The organism is Pedobacter nanyangensis (assembly GCF_003313505.1).
Taxonomy (GTDB): Bacteria; Bacteroidota; Bacteroidia; order Sphingobacteriales; family Sphingobacteriaceae; genus Pedobacter; species Pedobacter nanyangensis.
The window spans coordinates 145,620-172,221 of sequence record NZ_QMHO01000010.1; the positions used below are offsets into that span (position 1 = coordinate 145,620).

General features: G+C 43.3%; 28 protein-coding genes and 1 other RNA gene. 4 read left to right on the forward strand and 25 right to left on the reverse strand.

Annotated features, from left to right (window positions below):
- Positions 1–28 precede the first annotated feature (28 nt).
- The 3 genes from DUT71_RS15555 to DUT71_RS15565 all read left to right on the forward strand — a co-directional run bounded on the left by DUT71_RS15555 (position 29) and on the right by DUT71_RS15565 (position 2,851).
- Positions 29–1,669, forward strand: coding sequence for a TldD/PmbA family protein (locus tag DUT71_RS15555; protein WP_113663469.1), 1,641 nt, complete (start codon positions 29–31; stop codon positions 1,667–1,669).
- Between the two features lie 165 nt (positions 1,670–1,834).
- Positions 1,835–2,203, forward strand: a transfer-messenger RNA (tmRNA) gene (gene ssrA, locus DUT71_RS15560).
- Positions 2,204–2,638: 435 nt separating this feature from the next.
- Complete coding sequence (locus DUT71_RS15565; protein ID WP_113663470.1) at positions 2,639–2,851, forward strand: Arm DNA-binding domain-containing protein; 213 nt, start codon at positions 2,639–2,641, stop codon at positions 2,849–2,851.
- A 365-nt stretch (positions 2,852–3,216) separates the two neighbouring features.
- Here DUT71_RS15565 and DUT71_RS15570 read toward each other — a convergent pair whose 3' ends face one another.
- The 23 genes from DUT71_RS15570 to mobC form a co-directional block, all read right to left on the reverse strand.
- Positions 3,217–3,834: a TlpA family protein disulfide reductase gene (locus DUT71_RS15570; RefSeq protein WP_113663471.1), complete on the reverse strand. Its 618-nt coding sequence runs from the start codon at positions 3,832–3,834 to the stop codon at positions 3,217–3,219.
- An 18-nt stretch (positions 3,835–3,852) separates the two neighbouring features.
- Positions 3,853–4,428 carry a TlpA family protein disulfide reductase gene (locus tag DUT71_RS15575; RefSeq protein ID WP_113663472.1) on the reverse strand — a complete coding sequence of 192 codons (576 nt, stop codon included), beginning with the start codon at positions 4,426–4,428 and terminating at the stop codon, positions 3,853–3,855.
- Between the two features lie 30 nt (positions 4,429–4,458).
- Positions 4,459–6,135, reverse strand: coding sequence for a protein-disulfide reductase DsbD family protein (locus DUT71_RS15580; protein WP_113663473.1), 1,677 nt, complete (start codon positions 6,133–6,135; stop codon positions 4,459–4,461).
- Between the two features lie 10 nt (positions 6,136–6,145).
- On the reverse strand, positions 6,146–6,592 hold the full coding sequence (locus DUT71_RS15585; RefSeq protein WP_003012678.1) for a protein-disulfide reductase DsbD N-terminal domain-containing protein: 447 nt from the start codon (positions 6,590–6,592) through the stop codon (positions 6,146–6,148).
- A 48-nt stretch (positions 6,593–6,640) separates the two neighbouring features.
- Positions 6,641–7,207, reverse strand: coding sequence for a TlpA family protein disulfide reductase (locus DUT71_RS15590; RefSeq protein WP_113663474.1), 567 nt, complete (start codon positions 7,205–7,207; stop codon positions 6,641–6,643).
- Between the two features lie 4 nt (positions 7,208–7,211).
- Positions 7,212–8,321, reverse strand: a complete 1,110-nt coding sequence (locus DUT71_RS15595; RefSeq protein WP_113663475.1) for an efflux RND transporter periplasmic adaptor subunit — start codon at positions 8,319–8,321, stop codon at positions 7,212–7,214.
- Positions 8,322–8,344: 23 nt separating this feature from the next.
- Positions 8,345–11,521, reverse strand: a complete 3,177-nt coding sequence (locus DUT71_RS15600; RefSeq protein WP_113663476.1) for an efflux RND transporter permease subunit — start codon at positions 11,519–11,521, stop codon at positions 8,345–8,347.
- A gap of 10 nt (positions 11,522–11,531) precedes the next feature.
- Positions 11,532–12,899: a TolC family protein gene (locus tag DUT71_RS15605; RefSeq protein ID WP_240186955.1), complete on the reverse strand. Its 1,368-nt coding sequence runs from the start codon at positions 12,897–12,899 to the stop codon at positions 11,532–11,534.
- Between the two features lie 723 nt (positions 12,900–13,622).
- Positions 13,623–14,474 carry a rhodanese-like domain-containing protein gene (locus DUT71_RS15615; protein WP_162796076.1) on the reverse strand — a complete coding sequence of 284 codons (852 nt, stop codon included), beginning with the start codon at positions 14,472–14,474 and terminating at the stop codon, positions 13,623–13,625.
- Positions 14,411–14,920, reverse strand: a complete 510-nt coding sequence (locus DUT71_RS15620; protein ID WP_240186956.1) for a DUF2490 domain-containing protein — start codon at positions 14,918–14,920, stop codon at positions 14,411–14,413. Before DUT71_RS15620 ends, DUT71_RS15615 begins: the two co-directional genes overlap by 64 nt.
- Before the next feature lie 8 nt (positions 14,921–14,928).
- Positions 14,929–15,429: a DUF6691 family protein gene (locus DUT71_RS15625; protein ID WP_113663479.1), complete on the reverse strand. Its 501-nt coding sequence runs from the start codon at positions 15,427–15,429 to the stop codon at positions 14,929–14,931.
- Positions 15,430–15,441: 12 nt separating this feature from the next.
- Positions 15,442–16,005, reverse strand: coding sequence for a YeeE/YedE family protein (locus tag DUT71_RS15630; protein ID WP_113663480.1), 564 nt, complete (start codon positions 16,003–16,005; stop codon positions 15,442–15,444).
- 8 nt (positions 16,006–16,013) lie between these two features.
- The gene (trxA, locus tag DUT71_RS15635; RefSeq protein ID WP_113663481.1) at positions 16,014–16,307 is read right to left on the reverse strand and encodes a thioredoxin; all 294 of its coding nucleotides are present in this window, start codon (positions 16,305–16,307) and stop codon (positions 16,014–16,016) included.
- A complete protein-coding gene (locus DUT71_RS15640) occupies positions 16,276–16,506 on the reverse strand; it encodes a DUF6132 family protein (RefSeq protein ID WP_113663482.1) in 231 nt (76 codons plus the stop codon). The genes trxA and DUT71_RS15640 overlap by 32 nt, the downstream gene beginning before the upstream one ends.
- Positions 16,490–16,729 carry a hypothetical protein gene (locus DUT71_RS15645; RefSeq protein ID WP_003012708.1) on the reverse strand — a complete coding sequence of 80 codons (240 nt, stop codon included), beginning with the start codon at positions 16,727–16,729 and terminating at the stop codon, positions 16,490–16,492. The genes DUT71_RS15640 and DUT71_RS15645 overlap by 17 nt, the downstream gene beginning before the upstream one ends.
- Positions 16,726–16,935, reverse strand: coding sequence for a YgaP family membrane protein (locus tag DUT71_RS15650; RefSeq protein ID WP_003012710.1), 210 nt, complete (start codon positions 16,933–16,935; stop codon positions 16,726–16,728). The genes DUT71_RS15645 and DUT71_RS15650 overlap by 4 nt, the downstream gene beginning before the upstream one ends.
- Positions 16,932–17,570: a methyltransferase gene (locus tag DUT71_RS15655; RefSeq protein WP_113663483.1), complete on the reverse strand. Its 639-nt coding sequence runs from the start codon at positions 17,568–17,570 to the stop codon at positions 16,932–16,934. The genes DUT71_RS15650 and DUT71_RS15655 overlap by 4 nt, the downstream gene beginning before the upstream one ends.
- Complete coding sequence (locus DUT71_RS15660; protein ID WP_113663484.1) at positions 17,563–17,877, reverse strand: rhodanese-like domain-containing protein; 315 nt, start codon at positions 17,875–17,877, stop codon at positions 17,563–17,565. Before DUT71_RS15660 ends, DUT71_RS15655 begins: the two co-directional genes overlap by 8 nt.
- 11 nt (positions 17,878–17,888) lie before the next feature.
- Complete coding sequence (locus tag DUT71_RS15665; protein WP_113663485.1) at positions 17,889–19,307, reverse strand: MBL fold metallo-hydrolase; 1,419 nt, start codon at positions 19,305–19,307, stop codon at positions 17,889–17,891.
- 98 nt (positions 19,308–19,405) lie between these two features.
- A complete protein-coding gene (locus DUT71_RS15670; RefSeq protein ID WP_113663486.1) occupies positions 19,406–20,665 on the reverse strand; it encodes an NAD(P)/FAD-dependent oxidoreductase in 1,260 nt (419 codons plus the stop codon).
- 12 nt (positions 20,666–20,677) lie between these two features.
- A complete protein-coding gene (locus DUT71_RS15675) occupies positions 20,678–21,475 on the reverse strand; it encodes a sulfite exporter TauE/SafE family protein (protein WP_113663487.1) in 798 nt (265 codons plus the stop codon).
- A 60-nt stretch (positions 21,476–21,535) separates the two neighbouring features.
- A complete protein-coding gene (locus DUT71_RS15680) occupies positions 21,536–22,159 on the reverse strand; it encodes a Crp/Fnr family transcriptional regulator (protein ID WP_003012728.1) in 624 nt (207 codons plus the stop codon).
- A gap of 133 nt (positions 22,160–22,292) precedes the next feature.
- Positions 22,293–24,293, reverse strand: a complete 2,001-nt coding sequence (gene mobC, locus DUT71_RS15685; RefSeq protein ID WP_113663488.1) for a conjugal transfer protein MobC — start codon at positions 24,291–24,293, stop codon at positions 22,293–22,295.
- A gap of 211 nt (positions 24,294–24,504) precedes the next feature.
- Between mobC and DUT71_RS15690 the strand changes: the two genes are divergently transcribed.
- Positions 24,505–25,062, forward strand: coding sequence for a hypothetical protein (locus DUT71_RS15690; protein ID WP_162796077.1), 558 nt, complete (start codon positions 24,505–24,507; stop codon positions 25,060–25,062).
- Between the two features lie 18 nt (positions 25,063–25,080).
- Here DUT71_RS15690 and mobB read toward each other — a convergent pair whose 3' ends face one another.
- Both mobB and DUT71_RS15700 read right to left on the reverse strand, forming a co-directional pair.
- Positions 25,081–26,370: a conjugal transfer protein MobB gene (mobB, locus tag DUT71_RS15695; protein WP_113663490.1), complete on the reverse strand. Its 1,290-nt coding sequence runs from the start codon at positions 26,368–26,370 to the stop codon at positions 25,081–25,083.
- 2 nt (positions 26,371–26,372) lie between these two features.
- The coding region (locus DUT71_RS15700; protein WP_449415913.1) for a plasmid mobilization protein at positions 26,373–26,602 on the reverse strand (230 nt) is incomplete at its 5' end.

Here is a 26,602-nt window from a genome sequence, read left to right on the forward strand (position 1 = left end):
CTCTCCTATCAGTAAAAAAACATAAATCTTGAAAAGAAGAGACTTTTTATACCTTACAGGCATTAGCGCTGGTGCTTCTATGGCTGCTAGCGTTCCGGTATTTGGCCGAATGATTTCCGTAGAGGAAGCCCTAACCCCTGTTGATGTAACCCTAAAAAAACGATTGGCAGATGTAGCCCTAAACGCTGCCAAAACAAATGGGGCCAGTTATGCTGATGTACGTATTGGCCGTTACCTTAACCAGGTAATCGCCACTCGCGAAAAAAGGGTTGATAACATTGCCAATACCGAATCATACGGCATGGGCATTAGGGTTTTGGCCAATGGCGCATGGGGCTTTGCGGCAACCAATAATCTAGATCAGGATAGCATTGCCAAAGCGGCTAAAATGGCGGCGGCCATTGCAAAAGGCAACGCTAAAATTATGGGGGATCCGGTACGGCTAGCGCCACAAAAAGGCTATGGCGAGATTTCCTGGAAAACCCCTATCCAAACCAATGCCTTTGAAGTACCTATTGCCGATAAGGTAGACCTGCTGCTCCATGTGAATAGCGAGGCCCTTAAAGGAGGTGCAAAATATATCAACAGCAACCTGTTTATGGTAAACGAACAAAAATATTTTGCTTCTACCGAGGGCTCATATATTGATCAGGATATCCACCGCATTTGGCCTACTTTTACCCTCACAAAAATAGATGCCTCTGCCGGAAAGTTTGAAAGCCGTAATGCTTTAAGCGCCCCAATGGGAATGGGTTTTGAGTACATGCAACCGCTAGATAGTGAAAAGATCAAAGGTGGCCCAGTTACCTTATATAAAAAACGATACGACATGCTGGAAGACGTACGGGAGGCCGCCGTACATGTGGACGAAAAGCTGAAAGCCAAACCCATTGCACCCGGCAAATACGATTTGGTGCTGGATCCTTCGCACCTGTTCCTCACCATTCATGAATCCGTGGGGCATCCTACTGAACTTGACCGTGTGCTGGGCTACGAAGCGAACTATGCGGGCACCAGTTTCCTTACTTTGGATAAATGGGAAAGCAGGAAATTTAATTTTGGCAGTAAAGAAGTGCAGATTGTGGCCGATAAATTGGAGCCAGGATCATTAGGGGCCGTAGGTTATGATGATGAGGGGGTGAAATGTGGCCAGTGGGACATTATTAAAGATGGCATTTTAGTGAACTATCAAACCATTAGGGACCAAGCCCACATTCTTGGCCTTAAAGCTTCGCAAGGCTGTTGTTATGCGGATAGCTGGGACAGCATCCAATTCCAAAGAATGCCCAACGTTTCCTTACAACCCGGAAATGTCCCCTTATCAGCCGCCGATATGGTAAAAAAAGTAGAGAAAGGCATTTATATGTTTGGCAGAAATTCTTATTCCATAGATCAGCAGCGCTACAATTTCCAGTTCAGTGCGCAATTGGCCTATGAAATTAAGGATGGAAAAATTGTGGGCATGTTTAAGGATGCCGCCTATCAGGCCAACACCCAAGAGTTTTGGAACTCCTGTGTACAACGCTGCGATCAAAGTGACTATCGCTTGGGCGGTACCTTTTCCGACGGCAAGGGGCAACCAAGTCAATCAAGCGCAGTGTCCCATGGCAGCCCAACTACCCGTTTCAATGGGGTAAATGTGATTAATACAGGAAGAAAGTTGGGTTAAGGACTGGTGGCCAGTGGTGAGTAATCAGTAGCTAGAAAAAACATTAACACCTAACGCCTAGTCGCTAACTACTAATCCCGAAGTCCTAATATTTCACATTTTATTTGTACATTTGTACCTTGGTAACTGTAATTACTAATCAACTGGTTACTAACTACTAAAAATGGGGCTGTTCCTGGATTTGACAGGGTGGCGCTAAGTATGTAAGCATGCAGTGCGTTGTACGGTGAGCACTTTAAAGAGAACGTTCAAAACAATAATTGGCGAAAATAACTACGCCTTAGCTGCCTAATTTAGAATTACGCAAGCTTTTGTCTCGCTAACTGCCGCATAGTTAGGTTAGCATCAGAGGCATCGAAATAACCATGCTAGCCTTTGTAAGGTACGATACAGAGGTTAAATAAAGTACCTAAGGAGGTTGTCAAGGTCGGTTTCCAGCCCGGCTCCTCTCGAAAACCAAGTGGAAAATAAGCACGTAGAAAGCATAATTTATCACACAACTGGACAAGGGTTCGACTCCCTTCAGCTCCACCAGGTAACCAAATTTTATTTTGCAAGGGAAATGCCGTCTTAACCGATGGCATTTTTGGTAAACGGAGTTTTTTATGGCACATTCGTGGCACAACACCTTTCAAAAAATATCGAAATCAGTGTTTAAAAGGGCTCTAGGGCAATAGTTCTATTCCCTCTTTCTCCGCAGAGTAGTAATTTTGATACTACTGAAAATCTCCTAAACGGCATGAAGTCTGTAATTTTTCGAAATTACAGACTTTTTTGTTTCCCACTCCTACACACAATATTTTCAGAAATGCTCAAAATTTTTGTGGCACTTTTGTGGCACATTGAAAAAAAATGAAAAAGCGCCACAAAAACCACTTTAAAAATCTGTAAATCAACATGTTAAACATGTTTACATCTTGACTTAAAAGCGATATAATCCGAAATTTATTAACCTAAAAATTGAAGATTATGTTGGAGAACAGCTACGGGATGACCTTCTTTCTGAAGACCCCAAAAAAACCGAACAACATCAGAATGATCTACGTTCGTATTACCGTGGACGGAAAACCAAAAGAGACCTCGATTAATGAAAAGTGGGATCTGGAAAAATGGGATCAAAAGACCGAAAGAGCAACCGGATATAAAGAAAGTGCAAAGGTATTAAACTGGAGGTTATCCTAAAAGTGGCCACCTGTTTTTTTCCAAAGTGGCCACTTTTTACGGAGCAAAGTGTCCAGTATATTTCGCTTAAAAGTGTCCAGTCGGCTGATTTTAAGGCTTTTTAAGTCTTGTTGTATCTCTTGTTGATGTTGACCTCTACCTTGTGCCTGATGTTGCTTTGTAGACTTTAAAAAAGTGGGTTGAGCACCATGTTTTATTGCGTTGTCTTTTGTCGGAACTCGGATGCTTTTCTGTGATGAAAAATTGGTCTAATAGCTTCTTTTGCGTAGCAAAAGCAATCCGGGAAACGGTACTGCCTTTTCGGTCTGGAGATGGAAAATAGTTTCCGATTGAAAGTTCGCTCTATTGGTCGAGCAACAACTGGCCTAGTTTAACTGGACAGTTTGTAACGGAATGGGGTGGCTACATTTACCGAAATACACATGGTGCAATCTGACTTTTCCGTTCTTATCCAATACAACGGTAGTAGGCAATGCACCGGAGTAAATCTCTGCCGGAACATTGCCATTTGACTGATACATCGGGACTGAAAATTTTTCTTTTTCAAGGTATGCCTTACCAGTTGCAGGGTCGCTGTCCTCGTTGATTGTCAGAAAGAATATATCAGGGTTATCCTTGAATTGGGTATAAAGCGTTTCGATAGAGGGAAATTCAGCCCTGCAAGGCGGACACCACGAAGCCCAAAAGTTTATAAATACAACTTTGCCACGTAGTGATGCGGTATTTTGAATATTTCCTTTTTCATCAGCAAAATCAAAATCTGTGTTCGCCTGGCTTACCGTGCCATCGCCCTTTTTATCTATACTCGCATTAAAAAGCCCTGTTGCCATTAACTGACGAAGCACGAATGATTTTGCATCGGGGTTTACCAGTATAATAACGGCGATTACCAATACGATATATTGAGCATTTTTTCTGATGAAGCGTGAAAACTTATTTCCAGATGGCTTTTTTTCTTCTGAAACTTCTTTATTTTTCAACATAGTTCCTGTTTTTATCTGTTAGTTGCTTTCGACCAATTCATTCAGCGCTTTGGTAATTTCGGGGCTTGTATAATCCCTGCCACCCTCCATACGGGCTATCATATCGCCACTTTTATCCAGTATAACCGTAGTCGGGATAGCACTGCCTAAATAATCAGGTGGAATATTGTCCACAGGAACATACACAGGCAGATCATACTTGTTGTCTTTCATAAAAGCAGCGGATCTTTCCATATTGTTATCCACGTCCACCATCAGGAACACAATATCCTTGTCTTTATAAGTCTGCTTTAGCTTGTTGATGGACGGCATTTCGTGGATGCAGGGCGGACACCACGTAGCCCAAAAGTTGATGAATACAACTTTACCTTTTAATGAGTTTAAGGCTACGGTTTTTCCGCTTTCATCCTTAAAGGAAATACCCGAAGTTGTCGAAACCGGAGCTTCCGCTTCCGCTACTTCCTCCATTGGAGCGTTCCCTCTATCTGATGCGTTTTCTTTGCCCTTATCCGTATTTCCACAAGCTGCCAGCGAAATGGCTGTGATGATGAAAATCCCGGAACGAACTACCAAATTTTTAAATTGCATTTTCATATTGAATAATTTTACTGTTGTCTAATTCTTTTAATTCTTACTCTTGTATCGGTCTATTGCCGATTGGAGAAAGCTGTGATAGCTTTTCGGGTCATAGTCTGCTCCGATAGGGTTTACCAAAATTTCTTCGTTGGCGGGGTTTAAAAGCACATAAAAGGGTTGCGAATTGGCGTTGTATCTACTCGCCTGAAAATCGCTCCATTTATTGCCTATGGTACGGATATTTTTGCCACTGAACGATGATACAGATTGCTCTGCCTGTGGCAAGGCGGTCTTGTCGTCCACATAAAGCTGTATAATAACCAACTCTTCATTCAAAAGCCGGAGTACATCTTTATCAGACCATACCGATGCTTCCATTTTACGGCAGTTCACGCAGGCGTGCCCTGTAAAATCGAGCATCACTGGCTTACCCGCTTTTTTCGCATATTCCATTCCCTCGTCATAATCAAAAAATACGTTCAGGTTTAACGGAGCGTGGAATATGTCTGAATATTTATGAGCTTTACTGCCCGTTGAATGGCTTGCCTGTGTTCCACTCAATGAGGGCGTGTACAGGTCAAAATCCTGCGTTGCCTGTGGCGGTAAAAATGCCGAAATGGATTTTAAGGGTGCGCCCCACAATCCCGGAACCATATACAGGGTAAAGGCAAGCACCACCATTGAAAGCACCATTCTTGGCAGGCTTATATTTACAGCAGGGCTGTCGCCGGGAAACCGGAGCTTGCCCAATAAATAAAAGCCCAAATACCCGAAAATAATAATCCAGAGTGCCAAAAAGACTTCCCTGTCAAACCAGTTCCAATGATAGACAAGGTCAACATTGCTCAAAAATTTCAAAGCAAGTGCCAGCTCCAAAAAGCCGAGCGTAATCTTTACACTGTTTAGCCAGCCACCCGAAGACGGAAGACTTTTTAAAAGGCTTGGGAACATTGCGAAAAGTGTAAACGGTATTGCCAAAGCCAACGCAAAGCCCAGCATCCCGATAGCGGGACCTAAAAGCTCGCCCATTGTGGCAGCCTGTACCAGTAACGTTCCGATAATCGGACCTGTGCAGGAAAACGATACGACCGCCAATGTTGCTGCCATAAAGAAAAGCCCCAACAAACCACCACGGTCTGCCTTACGGTCTAATTTATTTGCAAGCGAAGCAGGGAGCGAAAGCTCGAACGCCCCGAAAAAGGAAAAAGCGAATACGACCAAAAGGGCAAAGAATGCGAAATTAAAAATCCCGTTTGTGGAAAGGCTGTTAAGCGCATCAGCACCGAATATTACGGTAATGAGAATGCCCAATAGCACATAAATGAGTATAATGGATAAGCCATATATCATTGCCTGCATTACCGCCCTGCCTTTGGTGTGTCCGCTCTTGGTAAAGAAACTTACGGTTAAGGGCAACATCGGGAAGATGCAGGGCATCAGCAATGCCGCAAAGCCACCAATGAAGCCCGCAATAAAGATTGCCCATAATGAACCTGTATCTGTTGTGGTTTCATTCTTTTGTAATGTAGCTTCTTTTCCCTCGCTTACCGAAGTCTTCGGATCTGCGGATGGTGCGATACTGTCCTGCTGAACGGTTTGCTGTCCCGTTATTTCCGTAAACTCCACCTCATCATACGAAACAAGGCTGTCCGTCTGCGCATTTGCAGTAACAGACATCAGCCCGCTGATGAATAGTATCGTTATTATTTTCGCTATTAATTTCATAAGATATACTTTATTTCACAGCAATGCTGAACGTCAATTCTTCAGGCGGTAAGCATTGCTTGTCGTTACAAACCATATAGGTAAGTGTCCCTTTTACCGTAGGCGCATTGCCCGTTAATTTTATCTTTTGCTGGAACACCACAGATTTTTTGTAGTAGCCCACTTCCATATCAAAAGTAGGGTCGTGTTTGACAATAGGTTTAGCTGCTATTACCTTTCCGCTCAATTGGTAGGCTTTCGACGATTGGAACGAAAAACTTGTCGGTTGCGGACCATTTTTAGGAACTGTCTGCGAATAGATATGCCAGCCGTCATCTATGGTTGCCTTTAAAAGCAGCACCGCCTCTTTGTCGTTGATTTTCTTTGAAGCATAAGACCATTTTACAGGCTTTAGTATTTGTCCGAATGATGCGGCACTTATAAATAAGAGTGCCACAAAAAATATTGTCTTTTTCATTGTATTACCATTTAATTGTTACTGAATATTTTTCTTATCTATTGCCAACTATTTTTCGTTTAAAAGTTTTGTCAATAGGTTAATGACTTCTTTTGAAGAATAGTCAGCACCGCCCACCTGCCTACCGATGATGTTGTTTTGCTTATCTACTATAATGGTGGTTGGGATAGAACCTGCAAATAGTTCACGAGGTATTTCACTATCGGGAACGTGTACAGGGAGGTCAAATTTTTTCTTCTTCATCCACTCTTTTGACTTTTCTATATTCCCGTCCACATCGACCATCAGGAATACCAAATCCTTATTGTCCTTAAAGGTCTTCCGCAGTTCATTGATGGAGGGCATTTCGTGGATGCAGGGCGGACACCAAGTTGCCCAAAGATTGATAAAGACAACCTTTCCTTTTAACGAGTGTAACGAAACGGTTTTACCGTTTTCGTCCTTGAACTTCAAATCAGGTGTTTGCTGTTCATCGGACACTAATTGGCGTTCGCCATTAGTGCCTTGATTTACGGTCATCTTTCCGTCAATGCCGTTTCCGTTCATTGATGCGTATGCCCATCCCGTAATGACCATTAGCGGGAGCAAGGCAATTCTTTTGCTGTATGCGCTCATAATCCTATTTATTTATTTTACCCTCTTTGATTTCTTCCGAAGGTTTGATAATGATTTTGTCTTCTGGAGAAAGGTTGCCGAAAACCTCTGTCAGCGTATCTAAACGGATGCCCTCATTTACGGCTACCCGTTTTACTTCGTCGTTGTTCATCGTTAAAACATACATACCCGACTGTGTATTCAGGACGGACTTACTCTTAACCCAATAGGACGGGGCTTTACGCTGTAATTTGAGCTTAACCTGGGCGTAATCGCCACCCTGCAATTCGCCAGACGGATTGTTCACGTCAAACTCCAATGTAAGCGAGCGGTCTTGCTGGTCAAGCAATCCCGATGTACGGGAAAGTTTGGCATCGAATGTTTTGCCCGGCTGCGAGCTAACGGTAAACGTTGCGGTCATACCCTGTTTTACGGATGCTGCGTGTTTTTCCGGTAGGGATAATGTTAGGCGTAGCTTATTGCCCTGCGCCATCATAAACAAAGGCGTATTGCTTCCTGTACCCGCCAAAGCACCAACGGAAACATTTCTTTGTGTAATAATCCCGTCGAAAGGTGCTGTAATGCGTAAATACTGCTGCAACTGCGAAGAATGCGCTGTGCCTGCTCTCGAAGCATCATAAGCGGATTTGGCACTTTCCATCGCACTTTTAGCCCTGTCGAGTTCAATATCCGCTACGGCTCCCGTTGTTTTGGAAGCCGTAACCAATCGGTCATAAGCCTGTTTAGCATACAGATAATCACTATATACTTTTTGCTCCGATGATTTGCTCGAAAGATATTGCTGCTGCATTTCGGGAGCTTCCAAAACTGCCAAAAGCTGCCCTTTGCGAACCCTGTCGCCACGGTCAACGTACATTTTTTGCACAAAGCCCGTAACCTTTGCGAATACGGCTACCTGCTCGTAGGGTTTCAGTTCTGCCGGAACCGAAATTTCGTATTCGGGATTGATGAACTGTACAGGAGCCGTCTTATAACTCACTGCTTTGGGCTGTTCGGCTTTAGCCTGCTCTTTTTCCTTTTCTTTTTGGGAACAAGCGGAAAGCAGCAATACCAGCGAGGTAGCCAATGCCAATACTACTGTTGATTTTCTATTTATTGAAATGCTGTGATACATTGTAATGATTGTTTTAAAGTTTATTATATCGTTTGTTTACCGGATTGTTCTGCATAATACCTGCTCTCGCAATCGTCAGGGTCTAATGACGGGCTTATGACTTTCGTCCTTGACATCATAGATGAAAAGAAATGCGGAACCAATAACAGGATGGTTACAGTAGAGGCAATCAAGCCACCAATAACAGCCCTGCCCAATGGTGCTACCTGCTCTGCACCATCGCCTAAGCCCAATGCCATTGGCAACATCCCGGCAAGCATCGCTGCGGCGGTCATTAATACAGGTCTTAACCTTGACGAAGCTGCCAGCCTTGCGGCATTAACAGGTCTTAGCGCCATTTTTGTACGGTAATATTCTGCCTGATTGACCAATAACACCGCATTGGAAACCGATACCCCAAGCGACATAATAATACCCATATAGGATTGCAGGTTAAGTGTACTGCCTGTCAGGAATAAAATGATAAGGCTGCCCGCAATCACGGCAGGCAATACTGAAAGGATAATCAAAGGCACTTTGAACGACTGGTAATAAGCCGAAAGCATCAGGAATATGGCAATAATAGCTACTCCTAAACCTGCCAAAAGACTGCCCAATGTATCATCCAATAACTGTAATGTTCCCTCTGTCCATACCACAGTACCACGAGGTGCTTCGCCCGCATCTTTAATCGCCTGCTTTACTGCCCTTGATGCCGTACCCAAATCCTTGTCATACAGATTGGCAACAATGGTAACATAACGGTTCGGTCCCTTACGGTTTACCTGTGCAGGAGCCGTAACCCTGCGTATGGTTGCCACATCTTCCAATACGGGGCGAAGACTTCCGGCTTTCAACGGAAGCGAGCGCAATCTTTCCTCCGACATAATACCCTCCGGTATCTGTACCTGAGTTTGGAATACCAATCCCGATTTCGGGTCAATCCAAAGGTTTTTATCTGTAAAACGGGTGGATGAAGTAGCCGTAATAAGGCTGCGGGTAATATCCTGCATCGTCAAACCGAACTGCCCGGCAAGGTCACGGTTTACTTCAATCTCCATACTTGGGTAAGCAACAGGTTCGGCAATGCGTACATCACGCAGGTACGGAACATTTTTCAGGTTTGCCTCAATCTTTGATGCGTGGGCATAAGCTCCTTTTACCTGACCTGCTCCGACTTTAACCTCGATAGGTGTCATCGCACCCTGACCCATAATCTTTTCGGTCAGTTCCATCGGTTCAAAATTGAATGCGACTTCGGGATGCTTTTCTATAATCTTTTTACGGACTTTCTCTTTAAAATCTTCCATCGAACCGCCGTACACTTCCTTATTGACGGATATTTGCAACACCGCTTCGTTTGATGAATTACTGAAAAGGAATATCGGGTTGATAGGCGAACCTGCGGGGTGCATCCCCACAAATGCGGAAGTAATATTCAATCCGTTTTCGGGAAGTTCTGCTTTAATATCATTGGTAATATCTTTGACAATCTGCTCGGTCTTTTCGAGCCTGCTTCCTGACGGAGCATCTATGCGTATCTGAAAATCGCCGTTATTGGAAACGGGCATTACATCCGTACCTACAACAGTCAATAATAAGCCTGAAATAGCACCTGCAACCAATACATAAACCACAAAAAGCGGTATGGCTTTAGTTGACCATTTGCGCATCTTGAATGAATAGTTTACACGGAACTTATCGAAGAAAGCCCGCTTTCTCGGTGTGTTGGCTTCCGTGTTGTGCTTATTCTTCATCATCCAGTTTGCCAGTATAGGCACAAAGGTCTGCGAAGCCAAAAAGGAAGCTATCATCGCAAAGGCAACTGCCATTGACAAAGGCATAAACATATCTTTTGGAATGCCTGTCATAATAAAGGCAGGTGTCAATACCGCAAGAATACACAGCAAAATCAGCAATTTGGGGATAGAGATTTCAAGCAGGGCATCTATAATCGCCCGCTGTTTGGGCTTGCCCATTTCCATATGCTGGTGTATGTTCTCTATCGTTACCGTGGCTTCATCGACGAGAATACCAATGGACAAAGCCAGCCCGCTCAATGTCATAATATTAATGGTCTGTCCGAAAAGGTACAATGTGGTAACTGCTGCAAGAATGGCAATCGGAATGGTCAGTACCACAATGATTGCTCCACGGGTATCGCCCAGGAACAATAATATCATCAATCCTGTAAATACCGCTCCCAAAATACCCTCGTGTATCAGGTTGGAAAGAGAACGCTCTATATAATTCGATTGGTCAAATTCATAGCTGACCTTTACATCTTCCGGCAATTGGTCTTTCAGCATCGGAATGGCTGCCTTTAGGTTCTCCACGGCATCCAATGTGGAAGCATCTGCTTTCTTGATAATAGGCAGGTAAACCGAACGTTTGCCGTTAACCAAAGCGTAGCCTACGGTCTGGTCTGCGCCGTCTTCTACACGGGCAACATCGCCAACATATACTGTACGGTTATCGCTTGTTTTTACAGGGGTTTTCAACAATTCTTGAGGTCCTTTGGCAATAGAATTAATCGGAGCCATCAGGTTTTCATCGCCAATGCGGATATTTCCAGCAGGCGACGGAAGACTGTTTTTGGTAATGGCTACCGTAATATCTTCGGGGCTTAACCCGTTCGCCTGCATTGCTTCGGGGTCAATGTTAATGACAATGGAACGGATGTTACCGCCAAAAGGCGCAGGAGAAGTGATGCCCGGAATTTGTACGAACATCGGGCGTATTTTGGTCAATGCCAATGTCTGTATTTCATTTACGGAACGCTGGTCGCTTTCAAACACAAGGTTTCCTACCGGAAGCGAACTACCGTCAAAGCGTACCACCATCGGCGGGACGGCTCCGGGCGGCAGGAAGCCCATTGCCCGTGAAACGGAAGTAGATACCTCTCCGGCAGCCTGCGACATATCGGTTCCGGGATAAAAGGTCAGCTTCATCAGGGTCAAACCCTGTACACTTTTAAAATCAATGTTCTTTACACCACTGACAAACAGGAGTACCTTTTGGAACTCGTTTGCCATAAACCCGTCCATATAGGCGGGGGACAAACCACCGTAAGGCATAGCCACATACATCGCAGGTAATTCCACTTCGGGGAATATATCTACGTTTATTTTTTTAATGGTATTGTAGGAAAAGAAAGCTATCGCCAGTACGACAACCATAATCGCAATAGGTTTCCTTAACGCAAATCTTATAATGTTCATATACGATTATTTAAAGGTTGTTAAACAAAAAGTCGAAATCGGCAGTCAGCTCCGCTTCATAAGCCAGCAATACCCAATACTCACGGGAAGCCTCGATGTGGGCGTTCTCTGCCTGTTCCAGCAAAATGCGTATCTGTAACAGTTCGCTTAACGTGATCAAACCGCTTTTATACCTTGCGAGGTACATATTGTAAGCATCCTGCGACTGCTGTACGGCAAGTTTCGTTTTCTGAAGCTGCTGGTACTGCTGAACGATTTTTGCCTGCGAAGCGGACAAATCTGCCTGCATTGCCTGCTCGTATTGCGAATGGAGTAATTTGGTACTTTCGGCTTCTTTAAAAAGTTGCTCGCCTTTCATCCGGTTGGTATGCAGGCTCGTCAAATTCCACGTGATGCCGATACCCGCCAAAAAATTATTGGTGGTATTCCTGAACCCGTCTTTCCACGCTCCCGATACCTTTCCGTTGGGACTGATGCCCGTACCCCGGTAGGCATAACCGCCCAACAGATTGATAGAGGGCAAAGAAGACCTTTTTTGTGCCTCGCCGCTCAACGTGTAATACTCGGACTGTTTATCCAAAGCATCTAAAATGGGGTGCGAGGGATTGATGGTGTTTACCTTGTTCAAGCTATTTTCGGCGGGATTGTCGAAACGGTTAGCGGATGCTGTATAATTAACGGTGTCATCGCCGTACAGTTCTAACAGCTTGATGTAAGCGGCATTTTTAAAGCCATTCCATTTATCGTATTCGCCCATTGCCTGTACATAAGACGATGAAGCAAGCAGGCTGTCTGCAGCAGGTCTAAGACCTGATGCTGATAAACCGGAAGTGATTTTGCGAATATCGTTCAGGCGTTCGGCGTTGTTCTTTGTCCACTGCAACTTGGCATTGTTGTACAAAAGGGTAATGTATCTTTCAGATAATATCTTTTTAAGGTTGAGGACATACGCATCTTTATCACTCACTGATTTATTATACAACGCTCCGGCAGCCTCGTTTTGCTTACGGAGCTTTCCGAAAGAGAACAATTCCCAATTGACAATGGCGGAGCCAAAGGTATTAGCTGCGGTGGTACTGCCGTCTAACGGCACTGAACCATTTACATTGAAAAAGCCGGGCTGTGGGAAAAATCCGCCTGCGCTTCCCTCGTAAGTACCGTAGGTATTCTGTGCCTGTGCGTTTACCTGCGGCAGCATATTGCCTTTTACCGCCCGTTGGTTATACTTTGCAGCATCAATCGCCGACATTTTGGCTCCAACTCCGGGATAATTTTCTTCGACTTTAGACCACAAGCTGCCTAAAGTATAGTCCTGTTGTTGCTGCGCATATAGTGGAAGCGCAGCAACAATGGCTAACCATAATAATGTGGTTGCCATAATATGTTTTATCATATTACGATACAATTTTGGAGAGGTCGGTTAAAACGACCTAAGATTATTTTAAAATGAAAACAATAGAAAGCCTATTGAAACCGCATCGCAGTCAATAGGAAAAGAGAATTAGCGGGCAAAGTGGATGATGAGCTTCCGGTATTCCAAAAAGATAGGAATAGAACTTCGGATTTTGTTGCTACCGCTATAAAGTGGATGTTTGTTTTCTTTGTTTAATGGGCAGAAGCCGATAAGGAAAAGAAAGGAAGCCGTAAAAAGAAGAACGGGTAGAAAATCGTTCGCCTTAAAATTAAAGTTTTGGACAATCTGGTTGTCGGCAGTTTCAATCTTGCTACATTTTTCCAGAGAGCTTGTCGGGAAACTCTGATGAGTTTTAGGAAAACCACTTTCTGTCTGTGTTGGCAGACCTACAAAAATTTTAATGCTGCTTTTGATCGAGCAGGATGTAAGCAATACCAACAAGAACGTGGCGAATACTAAAAAGTATCGCTTGCAATTCGTTAAAATATTTGGTATAGTCCTGTTCATCAATTTACAAAAATAGTTTTATTTGATTAAGGTCGCAAACAATTACGCCTGTTTTATGCTTTTTTAACACGAAAAGCAGTGAAATACGATGCAGTTTGCTTATATATGCTTTTACTATCGTTAGGAAAAGAAGTGTTGCCACGCACCCCTTGTATGATTTTACACTATCTGAAGAAACCGTTATTTCACTAACTCGTTTTTTTGTTCCGTCCATTCGTTGATACCTCCCGAATACATTTTAAGATTTTTTACGCCGTTCCTTTTCAGTATGGAATATGCCATTGCTGCCCGTACCCCGCTTTGACAATGCACGATAACAGGTTTGTCTTTGCTGATTTTGTCCAAGTTGTTTTCCAATGAGGTCAGCACCATATTTTCCACGCCTTTGATGTGTCCGTTATGGTATTCGCTCTCGGTTCGCACATCTATGATTTGAACGTCTTTTTTATCCAGGTGCTTTTTCAGTTCCCCGATACTAACGAGGTCGGATTTTTCCAGTGCCACATTCATCTTATCCAAGTCGGTCACAAAACCGTAGATATTATCCATCCCGATACGCATCAGCTTACGGGTCAGGTCTTCCGTGTGGCTTTCATCGGTTATCAATACGATTTGAGGTTGATAATCTACCAAAGAACCTACCCAAGTGGAAAATGATTTTCCGTTTTCGATATGCAGGCTGCCCGGAATGTGACCTTTGACAACCTCGTTTTTGCTGCGGGTATCAATAACCAGCAATTTGTTGTCAATGGCTTTTTGAAATGCTGGCTGGTTGAGTTTTGGATGAACAGGAACTTGAAGAAGCAACGGACGTTCCACCTTGTTGAGTTGCTTCATCACGGCAAAATAGTTGGGCGGGGTCGGCTGTCCGTCCAAAATGTATTTTACAAAACCTTTTTCATCATTTTTAAATTGAAAGGCTTTGCTGTTCTGCTTTTCTTCTTTTAAGGTAGAATGTGGAATGGTGCTTAGGCTCTTGCCACAGAATGAACCTGCTCCGTGTCCTGCCCATATCTCCAAATCGTCAGGCAATCGGGAAAACTTTTGAATAGAAGCATAAAGCTTTTTTGCTCCAAGCTCCTGTTCACAAGGTAAATACGCTTGTATATTTTGTGCTGTAATTCTTCTGCTACTGAAAACCGTACCTCACTATTAGGTGCAGCTTCTTTATCTGGCTTATCCTGAATAATGCGGTAATGGGAAAAATAGGCAAACGGCGAAACGGAAAACTTTAGGTTGGGGTTATGCTGGTAGTGTACCCAATTCCTGAATGTAAACATCAGGTCGTTATCCAGCATATTCCCGTTTTGAAATCCGCTCTGTCGCCTGTGCTGAAACTCATTATCTACTTTGAATTTTTCGCCGACAGGAACGCTTAACGTACTGCGAAACCAAGCGTTGTAATGTTTTTGTGCCTGTAAAGTTTGGGCAATAAAAACCCACATTGCTGTTGCCAGCAATCGTTTAAACCGATACATAAACGGTATTAATGAGGCAGTTTTTCCCTTAGCAAGCCATACACCCAAGTACCTGTAATGGCACTCAACAGGGTAACGGCAATAACGGTAGCCCCCGTTCCGATTTGTGCAAACAAGGGACCCGGACAGGCTCCGGTTATTGCCCAGCCCAAACCAAAAATCAGACCACCATAGATTTGCCCTTTATTGAATGTTTTGGGAGCAATTTTAATAGGTTCGCCGTAAATGGTTTTGATATTGAATTTCTTTATCAGGAAAACGGAGATCATACCCGTTAAGACCGCACTCCCGATAATGCCGTACATATGGAACGATTGCAGTCGGAACATTTCCTGTATGCGGAACCAGCTTACGACTTCCGATTTTACGAATACGATACCGAACAGTATGCCGATTATCAGGTATTTGATGTTATGATACCATTTGTGTTCCAAACGGCTTTCGTTGACACACATCGCATCCAGTTCACGAAGTTGTAAATCTTTTTCTATATCTCTGTTTTGTTGCATTTCTTGTCAGGGTTATAATGAAAGTATAAACGGTAAAATGAGGTTCGCCATAATGAAACCGCCAATCATAAAACAGATGGTGGCAATCAGCGAGGGCAACTGTAAATTAGACAATCCCATAATGGCGTGTCCGCTGGTACAGCCACCCGCATAACGTGTGCCGAAGCCTACTAAAAATCCTCCTACTACCATCAGGATAAAACCCTTTAGGGTCAGTAAGGATTGCCAGTTGATAATATCTTCAGGGATTAGATTGTTATAGTTGGTAATGCCGTAGCCCGCTAATTCCTGTGCCAGTTTTGGATTGACCTCAACGGGAGCCGGATTTGATAACAGGCTAACGGCAATAGCTCCGCCCAAAAATATCCCGAACACAAAAAACAGGTTCCACACTTCTTTTTTCCAATCGTATTTAAAGAATGGAATATTGGCAGGCATACAGGATGCACATATATGCCGTAGCGAGGAACTGATGCCAAATGATTTGTTGCCAATAATTAAAAGTGCAGGAACGGTTAGTCCAATTAATGGACCTGCAACGTACCAAGCCCAGGGCTGTTTCAAGAATTCTAACATTTATGATTTTATCTGTTTTCGTTAATTAATCTTTCCAGTTCATTCGCCGGGAAAATACCGGACTGCCGCCAGCGTATTTCTCCCTTTTTAAATATAATGAGGGTAGGCACACCCCGCACCTGATAAGCTGCTGCCACCTGGGGGTTCTTGTCCACATCAATTTTGATAATGCTGGCATCATCGCCTACACGCTGCTTTAAGTCTTCCAGAATGGGCGACATCATTTTACAGGGTCCGCACCATTCGGCAAAGAAATCTACCAATATGGGCTTATCGCTGTTTATTATCTCCTGAAACGTCATACTCTTTTTTGTCTTTTTTAAATGTTGATGACAGTAGCCCGCCCATAGCTGCGCCGTAAAGGGTACTGTTGACCGGGTTGGAAGTAATGGCGCAACTTCCCGTACTGCAACCGATAAATCTCCAATAGAAATAACCTGCGACTGCCCCGATAGCCATACCGATTAGGGTAAACAAATGTTTTTTAGCGAACTTCTTCATACGTTGTATCTTCTATTTTTTTACTGCTTCGCCGTGAAACGGGTGTATTGCAGCCCGAAGCACCGCAACAGCCTATGTTGAACAAGGGCATTAATGAAAACAGTGCGCCCAATGCAACGAGCAGCCACTCATTTGCCTGAAAGCCCTGCACCATAACGAGGAGGCCCAATGCCAAGCGCACTATACGCATCAAATTCCAACCGTTTAAAATGCTTTGCTTCATCTTTTCTTCTTTTTAAAAGTGTTTATACCAAACGGGAAGTAAAGAGGGCAAAAGCTGATAAACGATGTAAGTATAAAGGCGATTGCCAAAATGCCCAATAGGATTGCCCACGTTCCCGAAATAACGTTGGTGAAATACAATACCGCAATAACAACGGCTATCCCGATGCGGATGGTTTTGTCCGCTGTTCCCATATTCTTTTTCATCTTTTCTGTTTTTTTATCAGGTTGATAAACACTTCCGATTTGGTTCTTGACGGAATACTGTTGTAACAGCCATCCATTGTCTTAATGGTAAAATGTGGCTCAAAGATGGGTTTGTATTCGCAAGGGCAACCTCCAAACGGTGGAAACGGTTGGTTAAATTGTTTGTCGAACAGTACGCCTATTATTTTGCCATTTTCGTTTAGCAGGGAAGCCGTTTTCTCTGCATACTCCTTTCGCCTGCCCGGCGGGATGGCACAAAAAAATGTTTGCTCGATGATTAAATCGTAATTGCCCTCATGACCAAAAAAATCCCCGCACAGCACCTTTACCTGTGGCGTACCGGAAAATTTTTCTTTCAACGTTTCAACGGCTTTAGGTGCGATGTCTATCAGGGTAATGTCCGTAAATTCGGTTGAAACGAGATATTCCGCTTCATACCCATTCCCACAGCCCGGAATAAGGATAGCCGCATTTTTATCCGGGTGTTGTCCCATATATTCCGTAATGGCGGGCGAAGCCTGACCAATGTCCCAGCCTGTTTCGCTGTTTTCCCAACGGGTGTTCCAATACGATTGGTCAAGTGGCGTTTCGCACCGTGTCAAGCAGCATTGTAGGTCTTTTTTCTTTTTATCCATTCATCACATGATTTACATTTTGCCACGTTCCACCGTTGATTACACCCTTAAAGCCGTTCTGCTCCAAGATGCTTTTCGCCTGTCCGCTTCTGTTTCCACTACGGCAAAAGACAACGATATTTTCCTTTCCCTTGAATTTTGATAATTCTGTCGGCACTTTATCCAACGGAATGTTTACCGCACCCTTTACACTACCATTTGCAAATTCGGCAGGTGTACGGACATCTACCAAGAAAGCCCCGTCTTTTATAGCTTCGGTAAGCTGGCTGTTATCTGTTTTGCCCAATAGGGCTGAAAAAAATCCCATAGGTTTAAATTTTAAGCGTTCGTACACGATGCTTCTTTGCACCCGACTGTTTTACCCTCTACTGCTAACCATTCTTTCATACCGCCGGAAAAATTCTTTACGTTTTCAAAGCCGTTTTTAGCCAGTATGGAATAAGCGATTGCCGAACGGTCGCCCGCCTGACAATGGATGACCACCTGTTTGTCTTTACTGATTTTATCGAGGTTGTCCGGCAGGGTTCCGACAAAAACATTATCCGCACCGTCTATGTGTCCTGCCTCATATTCGGTTGCTCCCCGAACATCGACTATCTGCACATTATCCTGCCCGATGTAGGTCTTAAATTCGTCCAAAGCAATCACGTCTGCGCTCTGGAGTGCAATGCCCATATCGTTTACATCCGAAATGTAACCGTAGATGTTGTCCAAACCGATACGCATCAGCTTACGGGTCAAATCTTCCATCTGGCTGTCATCAGCTACCAAAATAAACTGCTCCTGATAGTTCAGCAACCAACCGCACCACGTAGAAAAAGAGTTATTTCCCTGAATGTTCAGGCTACCGGGAATAAAGCCTTTAGCGAAATCTGCCTTATTGCGGGTATCTATTACCCTGATGCCTTTTTCATAGGCAGAAACAAATTGTTCTTTGGATAGCTTCGGGTGTTTCGGAACTTCTATCAAGAGTGGACGATAAACTTTGTTCAAATGCTTCATCGTTGCAAAATACTTCGGCGGCTCCGGCTGGTCGGCTAACAGGTATTCGGTAAATCCGTTTTCATCTTCGCTATACTGGAACGCCCAATTGCGGATTTTTTCGTACCCTACGGTAGAGCTATGCACCGCTCCCAAAGACTTACCACAAGCGGAGCCTGCCCCGTGTGCCGACCATACCTGAACGTATTCGGGAAGCGCAGCAAACTTTTTCAACGATTGGAACATCTGTTTGGCTCCGGCTTCTTTTGTTCCGATAAGTCCTGCGGCTTTCTCTAACAAATCAGGACGACCAATATCGCCGACAAATACAAAATCGCCTGTGAATACCATAACGGGCTTGTCCGTTGCCGGATGGTCGGTCAGTAAAAAGCTGATGCTTTCGGGCGTGTGACCAGGTGTGTGCATTACCTCCAATGTGAGGTTGCCCACTCTAACCATATTGCCGTCTTTCAGCCCTTTGTGCGGGAATTGATATTGCCAGTTTTCGCCTCCCTCGTCCGAAAGGTACATCGTTGCCCCGGTTACTGCCGCCAGTTCCCTTGAACCGCAAAGAAAGTCTGCGTGTATGTGGGTTTCGGCAATGTGCGTGATGCGGATATTATTCTGCTTTGCGATTTCGAGATATACATCAATATCCCTTTGGGCATCTATTACGATTGCCTCGCCCGTAGCCTGACAGCCTATTACATAACTGCCCTGTGCCAAACTTTTATCATAAACGTGTTGAAAAAACATACTGATTTATTTTTATCGTTATCATTCTTTTTACTACTGCAAATTTCCGTTACTTATTTTTCCTGTACAGCTACTTTAGTTACATAAGGACAGGAAGACTACATTTTCCCTTTCATCATTTTATTCCAGTACATATAGGGGAGCATATATTTCTTTAGCAGCCACAACCGCCAATGCTCTTTGTAGCTGTTGAACACCAGCATAAATTTCAGCATAGGGTCGGGTGTAAACTCATTCTTATAATTAAACTCTGCGAGTGTCATTTTGCCGTACCCTGTAACCAATGGGCAGGACGAATACCCGTCATAAGATTTATTGTCTGCGGGCTTATGGGCAAGTAGTTTCAGGATATTATCCACCACTACGGGAGCCTGCTTGCGAATGGCTGCACCTGTTTTCGCCGTTGGCAATGCCGCTACGTCGCCCAATCCGAAAATGTTAGGGTATGTCTTGTGTTGCAGGCTGTTTATATCCACATTCAGCCATCCTGCCTCATTGCACAAACCTGATTTTATCAGAAATCCGGGAGCAACCTGCGGGGGAGCCAAATGCAGGAAATCAAACGGTATTTCAATGACGGATTGCCCCTGTACCCGTTCTCCTAAAACATTGCCCTCGTTGACCACACACTTGTTTTCATCGGGTGCGATGTTCTGGAAATAGGCAATTTTCTTGTCGGGGTCAATCTTTACCGGGGCATAGAATGGTTTGAAATGAACGTTATACCGATGGATAACTTTCATGAGTGTTTCGGCAATAACCTTTACGCCGAAAATGACTGAACCCGGCGTGGCAAACACCACATTTGTTTTTTTATCCAGTCCTTTCCTTTTGAAATAATCTGCCGCCAGATACATAATCTTCTGTGGTGCGCCACCACATTTAATGGGTGTGGTGGGCTGTGTAAAAATGGCGTTGCCTCCTTTGAAGCCCTGCAAGCATTTCCACGTATATTCAGGGTCTATGTAGTTGCTGCAAACTACGCCTTTGGCAAGGGCTTCTTCCAAGCCAGCTATCAATGAAAGGTCGTACACAAGCCCCGCAGCTACGATTAAGTAATCATAACCGATGCTGCCGCATTTTTCTGTTTCCACCTTGTTTTCTTCGGGGCGGAGTATCGTTGCCTTGTCTTTAATCCATTCCACGCCGGAGGGAATGAGCGATGCTTCTTCCCTGATGGTCTTCTCCATTTTGTAAGTGCCTGCACCTACCAATGTAAAAGCGGGCTGATAGTAGTGCTTTTCGGACGGTTCAATAATGGCAATGGATAAACCGGGTTGCTTGTTCTTTAATTGAGCAGCAACCATAATACCTCCCGTACCTCCGCCAATAATGAGTATTTGAAAATGCTTTTCCATATGACAATGATTTTAGTGTAACAATGTTTCCTTAACGATGATGTAGATGCCCATTACCAGCACAAACCATCCGAAAGCGGGCTTCAACTTGGAAGCCTTTATTTTTGTAGAAAGGTAACTGCCTATCAGTATGCCGATGATGGCAATGGAAGCGATGCTTAATAGAAAGCCCCATTGTACGGAAGTATGGGGCAGGGAAAATAGGAAGCCCATTAAAGAGTTGATGGAAATAATGACCAATGATGTGCCTACGGCTGTTTTCATCGGCAATTTCAGCAGGTTTACCAAAGCAGGGATTATCAGGAAGCCACCGCCTGCGCCAATCAGTCCGGTTATCACGCCGATAAAAATTCCCTGTAATAGAATTTGCAGATAATTGAATTGTTGCTTTTGTAATGCTTCATCATCTTCCTTTCTGATTTTTTTTATCATACTGTAAGATGCTGCAATCATCAGTATGGCAAAGAGCAGCATCAACAGCATATTCTTGGTTATGGTGTAGTTCCCGATAGTGAAGACCTCTTGCGGGATAGCCGGAAGTACATATTCCCTTGTCAAAAAAATAGATGCAATGGACGGAATACCGAAAACAAGTGCTGTTTTGATACTGACCAATCCTTTTTTGAAATAAGAGAATGAACCGACAACGCTCGTTGAGCCAACGATGAAAAGGGAGTAAGCGGTAGCCAATACTGCATCAAGGCTAAACAGGTAAACCAGTACAGGAACAGTCAGAATACTGCCACCGCCACCGATTAGCCCTAAAGAAATACCAATAAAAATTGATGCCGAATACCCTGCTATATCCATAGATTTCTGAATTGATACTACAAATTTGCACCAATCCAAAAACCTGTACAGTTACATTTGTTACATAAGGGTGATTTTGTTCCTGCCCAATCGAACCGTCCCCATTTCTTCCAACTGTTTCAGCAGCCTCGACACGACTACACGGGCAGTACCCAATTCATTGGCTAATTGTTCGTGGGTAATGTTCAGGATATTATTTCCGGTAAGTTCCTGCTTCTTGCGCAGCAGAGCCAATAAGCGTTCATCTATCTTTTTAAAAGTGATGGCATTGACTATTTCTAAAAGTTCCTCGAAACGCTTGTGGTACAAACGGAAGATATAGTCCAGCCATTGGGGGTACTCTTTGATGAACAAGGCTACTTTATCCATTGGCAAAAAAAGGATTTCTGCATCCTCTTCCACTTCGGCTTTGACCTTGCTTGTTTCATTGTGCATCCCACCCAAAAATGACATAATGCAGCTTTCTCCGGCTTTGATGTAATACAGCAAAATCTCCCTGCCGTCTTCTTCTGTTCGGATAACTTTAAGGGTTCCTTTAGTAACAATAGGAATAGAACGAATGGATGAATTTTCATTCAGAATAACGCTTCCTGCTTCATATTCTTTTCGTATGCTGTTTTCATAGAGTTTCCCCACCAATTCAGGAGAGGATTTAAATTCTGTTATCTGTTCCAATGGTTCCATCTGCAAATTTTTAAGGCTTACTTATTCATAATACGGTTATATATCTGCTAATTACCATATTGAAATACGCAACCTGCAAATTTACACAATCTGCTTGCTATATACGGTAACTTTTGTTACAAAATGAATGATTTTATCCCTCTTGCACCAAATGCTGCAAGTTCGGGTCGTTCTTGATGCGTTCCATTTCACTTACAACAATAGTCAGGATGTCTGATTTTATCTGTTTGTAATTGCTTTCAATTTGCTGTTTCATTTTATCCTCGCCCTGTTCATCTACAAAAGATAGGATTTGTGGTATTTGCTGATAGGCTTTAGTTTCGGCAGCTACCTTTTCATTATCCACTACAATTTCGGCGTGGAAAATCTTTTGCTCAATGCGTTCCTCAAAGTTATCTGATACAGAACCTACAAACATACCCTGCGTTAAGGTTGAAATTTTGGAAGCCGGAATAAGGCTGTCTAACTGTGTAGAAATAGAGGTGGATTTATCATTACGGTTGATCGTCATACTCTGCCTTTTCTGCAATACTTTTCCAAAGCGTTCAGATAGGCTCTTTGCAGTTTCGCCCACAACCTGCCCGCTAAAAATATTACCGACCGTGTTCTGAATAACCTTAGCTTCTTTATCGCCATAATCCCGTATTAATTGACTAAAATCCTGAAAGCCCAAACATACAGCCACCTTATTACTTCTCGCCGTTGCGATAAGATTGTCCAGTCCCCTGAAATAAATCGTGGGCAATTCGTCTATGATAACGGAACTCTTTAATTGCCCTTTTTTATTAATGAGCTTTACAATTCTTGAATTGTACAAACCCAATGCTGCGGAGTAAATGTTTTGGCGGTCGGGATTATTACCCACGCACAAAATTTTAGGCGCTGCCGGGTTATTGATGTCTAATGAAAAATCATCGCCTGTCATAACCCAATACAATTGTGGGCTAATCATTCTTGATAACGGAATTTTTGCCGATGCAATCTGTCCCTGTAATTGGTCTTGTGCGCCGCCCTGCCACGCATCCATAAAGGGCGATAAATAATTTTCCAGTTCAGGATATGATGTCAATATTGTAAATACGTCTGCGTATTTTTTATTCAGCAATTCAATAGCGTGAGGGAAAGTGCAATGCTTGCCATTATCATAAATTTTCAAAAACCAAATAATGGCAGCAAGCAGGATAATCGGGCTTTCCACGAAAAAATCGCCTTGCTTCTGTATCCACGACCTGTTGAGGTTCAGCATTATGGTATAAGCCGCTTCGTAGGCATCGGATATATCCGTCATAAAATCGGGATTGAGTGGATTGCAACGGTGGCTCTTGCGTGGGTCGTCAAAATTTATCACGTAAAATTTTGGCTGAACTTTGTATTTATCCCTGTGCTTCAGCAAATGATTGTAAGCGATGGTAGAAAGGTCGTCGAATTTGAAATCGTAGATGTACATACTAAAGCCTTTCTCAATCTGCTGCTTGATATAGTTGTTTACGATGGCATACGATTTACCGGAACCCGGAGTACCCAACACGATGGATGCCCTGAAAGGATTTACAATGTTTATCCAACCGTTGTTCCATTTGCCTTTGTAGTAAAATTTGGTGGGCAGGTTGACGGAGTATTCATTTTCCATCAATTTGGTTTCCTGCTGGAAGCTCTCGTTTTCATTATTGAAAACGTCGTCCATCAGGTTAGTGCGCAGCAATCGGCTCATCCATACACCAGCCATCAGTAAGGCGATATAGCCTGACGATATAGTCAGCATATACAGGAATGTGCCTGTTGCCGGGGATAGTTTTAGCAATGGCGTGTTGAGAAAGAACAATACAAAACCAATCCCCAAAGCCACATAGATTTTGCTCCACGTAATTTTTTCATCTTTAACGCCCTTAGTTCCCAAACAGCTCAACGCCAGCAATACTAATGCAAAGGCTTTGGTATAAAGGGTATGCGAAAACAGCCCTGCTGTTCGCTGAAAATTGCCCAATATTTTGTTGATTAATTCTAATGTCCAGCCACGTTCTATAAAGAACCCGTAACAGAACCAATACAAGTGCATCAACACTATGATGATACTTACTGCACGCATAAAAGCCATTATTTTGGCTAAGCCTCTTAAATCGTCTTCTCCCTGCATTTTTATAAAATTTTAAATGTTCGGGCGTGAATTTATGGGCTGTATAGTGCGGTTATAAGAAGGTGGCAGTCAGTGGCATTAAATGGCAGTGTTTGGCTGTAAGTGGCTCTAATCCTTTGCAGATAATCCAATCATTTTTTTTAAATTTAAAATTGTGAAAGTCATTTTGCTTTTCTCTTTATTTGAAAGCAAGATTTTAAAGTGGAATGCTATGAATTGGAACATTCCAGATGCGTATCCCGGAGAAACTGAAGAAGAATATGAAATTCGGAAAAGCGGAGAAAGCCAAGCTGCTACCGGATTAATGTCGGGGATCATAAAGTTTTTTCTTTTCGTCCTGAAAATTGGGGCAATTTTCGGTGTGTTCTTTTATGCCGGATTTTTACTCTCACAAAAATTGTGGGGCAAAGAAACTGATCACTTTAAAGTTTGGGGCTTCTCCATCTTATTTGCCTACTTTATTTTTTGCATCGTTTACTTTTTAAAAGGAGTTGTTATCGGGTTACGGAGAAAGAACCGGAAGGTATGGGTATTGCCCTGGGCAATCTGTGTGCTGCTATGCTGTATAGTTCCTGCATTTATCATAAAATCAATAGTAGCCGGAATGTTCAGTATTACTGAACGGGAAAGTATCTTGTTTATCGGGTTAAGCTGGGGAGCGTTCGTCCTTTCTGCATTATACATCTACAATATTTATCAGTTCAAAACACCTACTGCACCTGAGATTTTGCAGTGGAGTTATGCTTTGGGGTTTAAAGTTTCTTCATAACCTACGCCGAAAAAGCTATTACTGACCTCGCTTGCGTTTACGCTTCTTTTTCATTCTGTTAGCAAAATCCTGTTCCTCGTAATCCTCTTCCTGTGCTTCGGGAATTAGCAAACCGCCCAATGCTTCAACCAAACTGTCTTCGGGTTTATCGGTATTTAAGAAGTCAAATAACTGATGAGGTTTTTCGGCAGGTAAATCGTTCGTATCGTTTGACTGTGATATTTTGGATTGCGCCTCGGCAGGCTCTTTTAATTCCGGTTTTATGTTGTTGTTCCAATAATCATTAAATATGTTGGCAGAAAGTTCTTTTGCCAGCCGTGAGCCGTTCCATACCGTTTTAGAATTGTGGTCGATGAATGTCATACCGTAGATCCGTCCGGTATCGTTTCTGCGTACCACTACATTAATTCCCTGTTCGCCTAATTGTTTTTTAAAAGCCTGTTCATCACTTGTGGTTTGCAAGGCAATGGTAACGGCTGATTTTAAAGTCTGCTTAGTTGGGTGGTCTTTCAAAGCTGTTTTGCATTTCGCAAAATGCAATTCCAAACCTGCCAGTCCTGCACTTTTTCCAAACAAAGAAGCCTTGAACGGATGTCCGGCTCTTTCTCCTTTTTCATTCAATGGAATGTACAACAAACCCTGCTGTGCCTTGCCGTGTAACTCTCCCTCCACTTTTTCAGTAGTAGTATTAAACAGGGAAAGCAAGGCATTGTATTCGCCCAAAGTCTGGAACTGATAATAGTTTGGCAGATGGCGGACTACTGAAGCGATTTGGCTTTTGACATCGCCAGCCTTGTAATTTACAGGACGAAAAACCTTGTCATTGTGCTGACGTTCCTTGTCCGTAGCAGGTATTAAATGGTGTTGCTTTTCGAGTTCACGGCAAACATTCATAGATCGCATTTTCTCGAACTTGTCCGAAATCTTTTTGCCGTTTTCGTCCACGCAAACCGAAACAATATGAATGTGGCTACGGTCAATATCGGTATGCTTGAATACGATAAAAGGCTGTTCGCCGTAGCCCATTTCACGCATATACTGCTGTGCCATTTCCCGAAATTTATCATCACTAACGGTATCATTCGGGTCGGGATTGAGCGAAATATGCAGCGTATGTTTTTCCGTATTGCGGTTTGCCAGCAGATAGGGAGCGAAAGATTGGGCTAATTGTGCGACGGTATATTGTCCGTTTGCGGTTTCAATAATCTTATTAACGAACAAAATTTGCCCGTTTTCCTTTTCGATTTTCAGGTTGTTATACGCCAACGCACCGTATAAATTTTCACTTCTTCCGATTTTAGCTATCATTTCTACGGCTGTTTTTTGAGGTGTTTGGCTTCAAACTCTTCGGTTATCTGAATGATTTTTTGACACAACATTGCCATTTCAGCCGTCTGTTTTTCCAGTTTGTAAAGAAATGCTGCGGCTTTTTTCTCCGAAAAATGGCGGTACAGCAGCTTTACAATCTGGTTATAGTTTACACCTATTGTGTGTATTTCGGAAATACTATCCATCCCTGTACGTTCCAAACTGTTCAGTA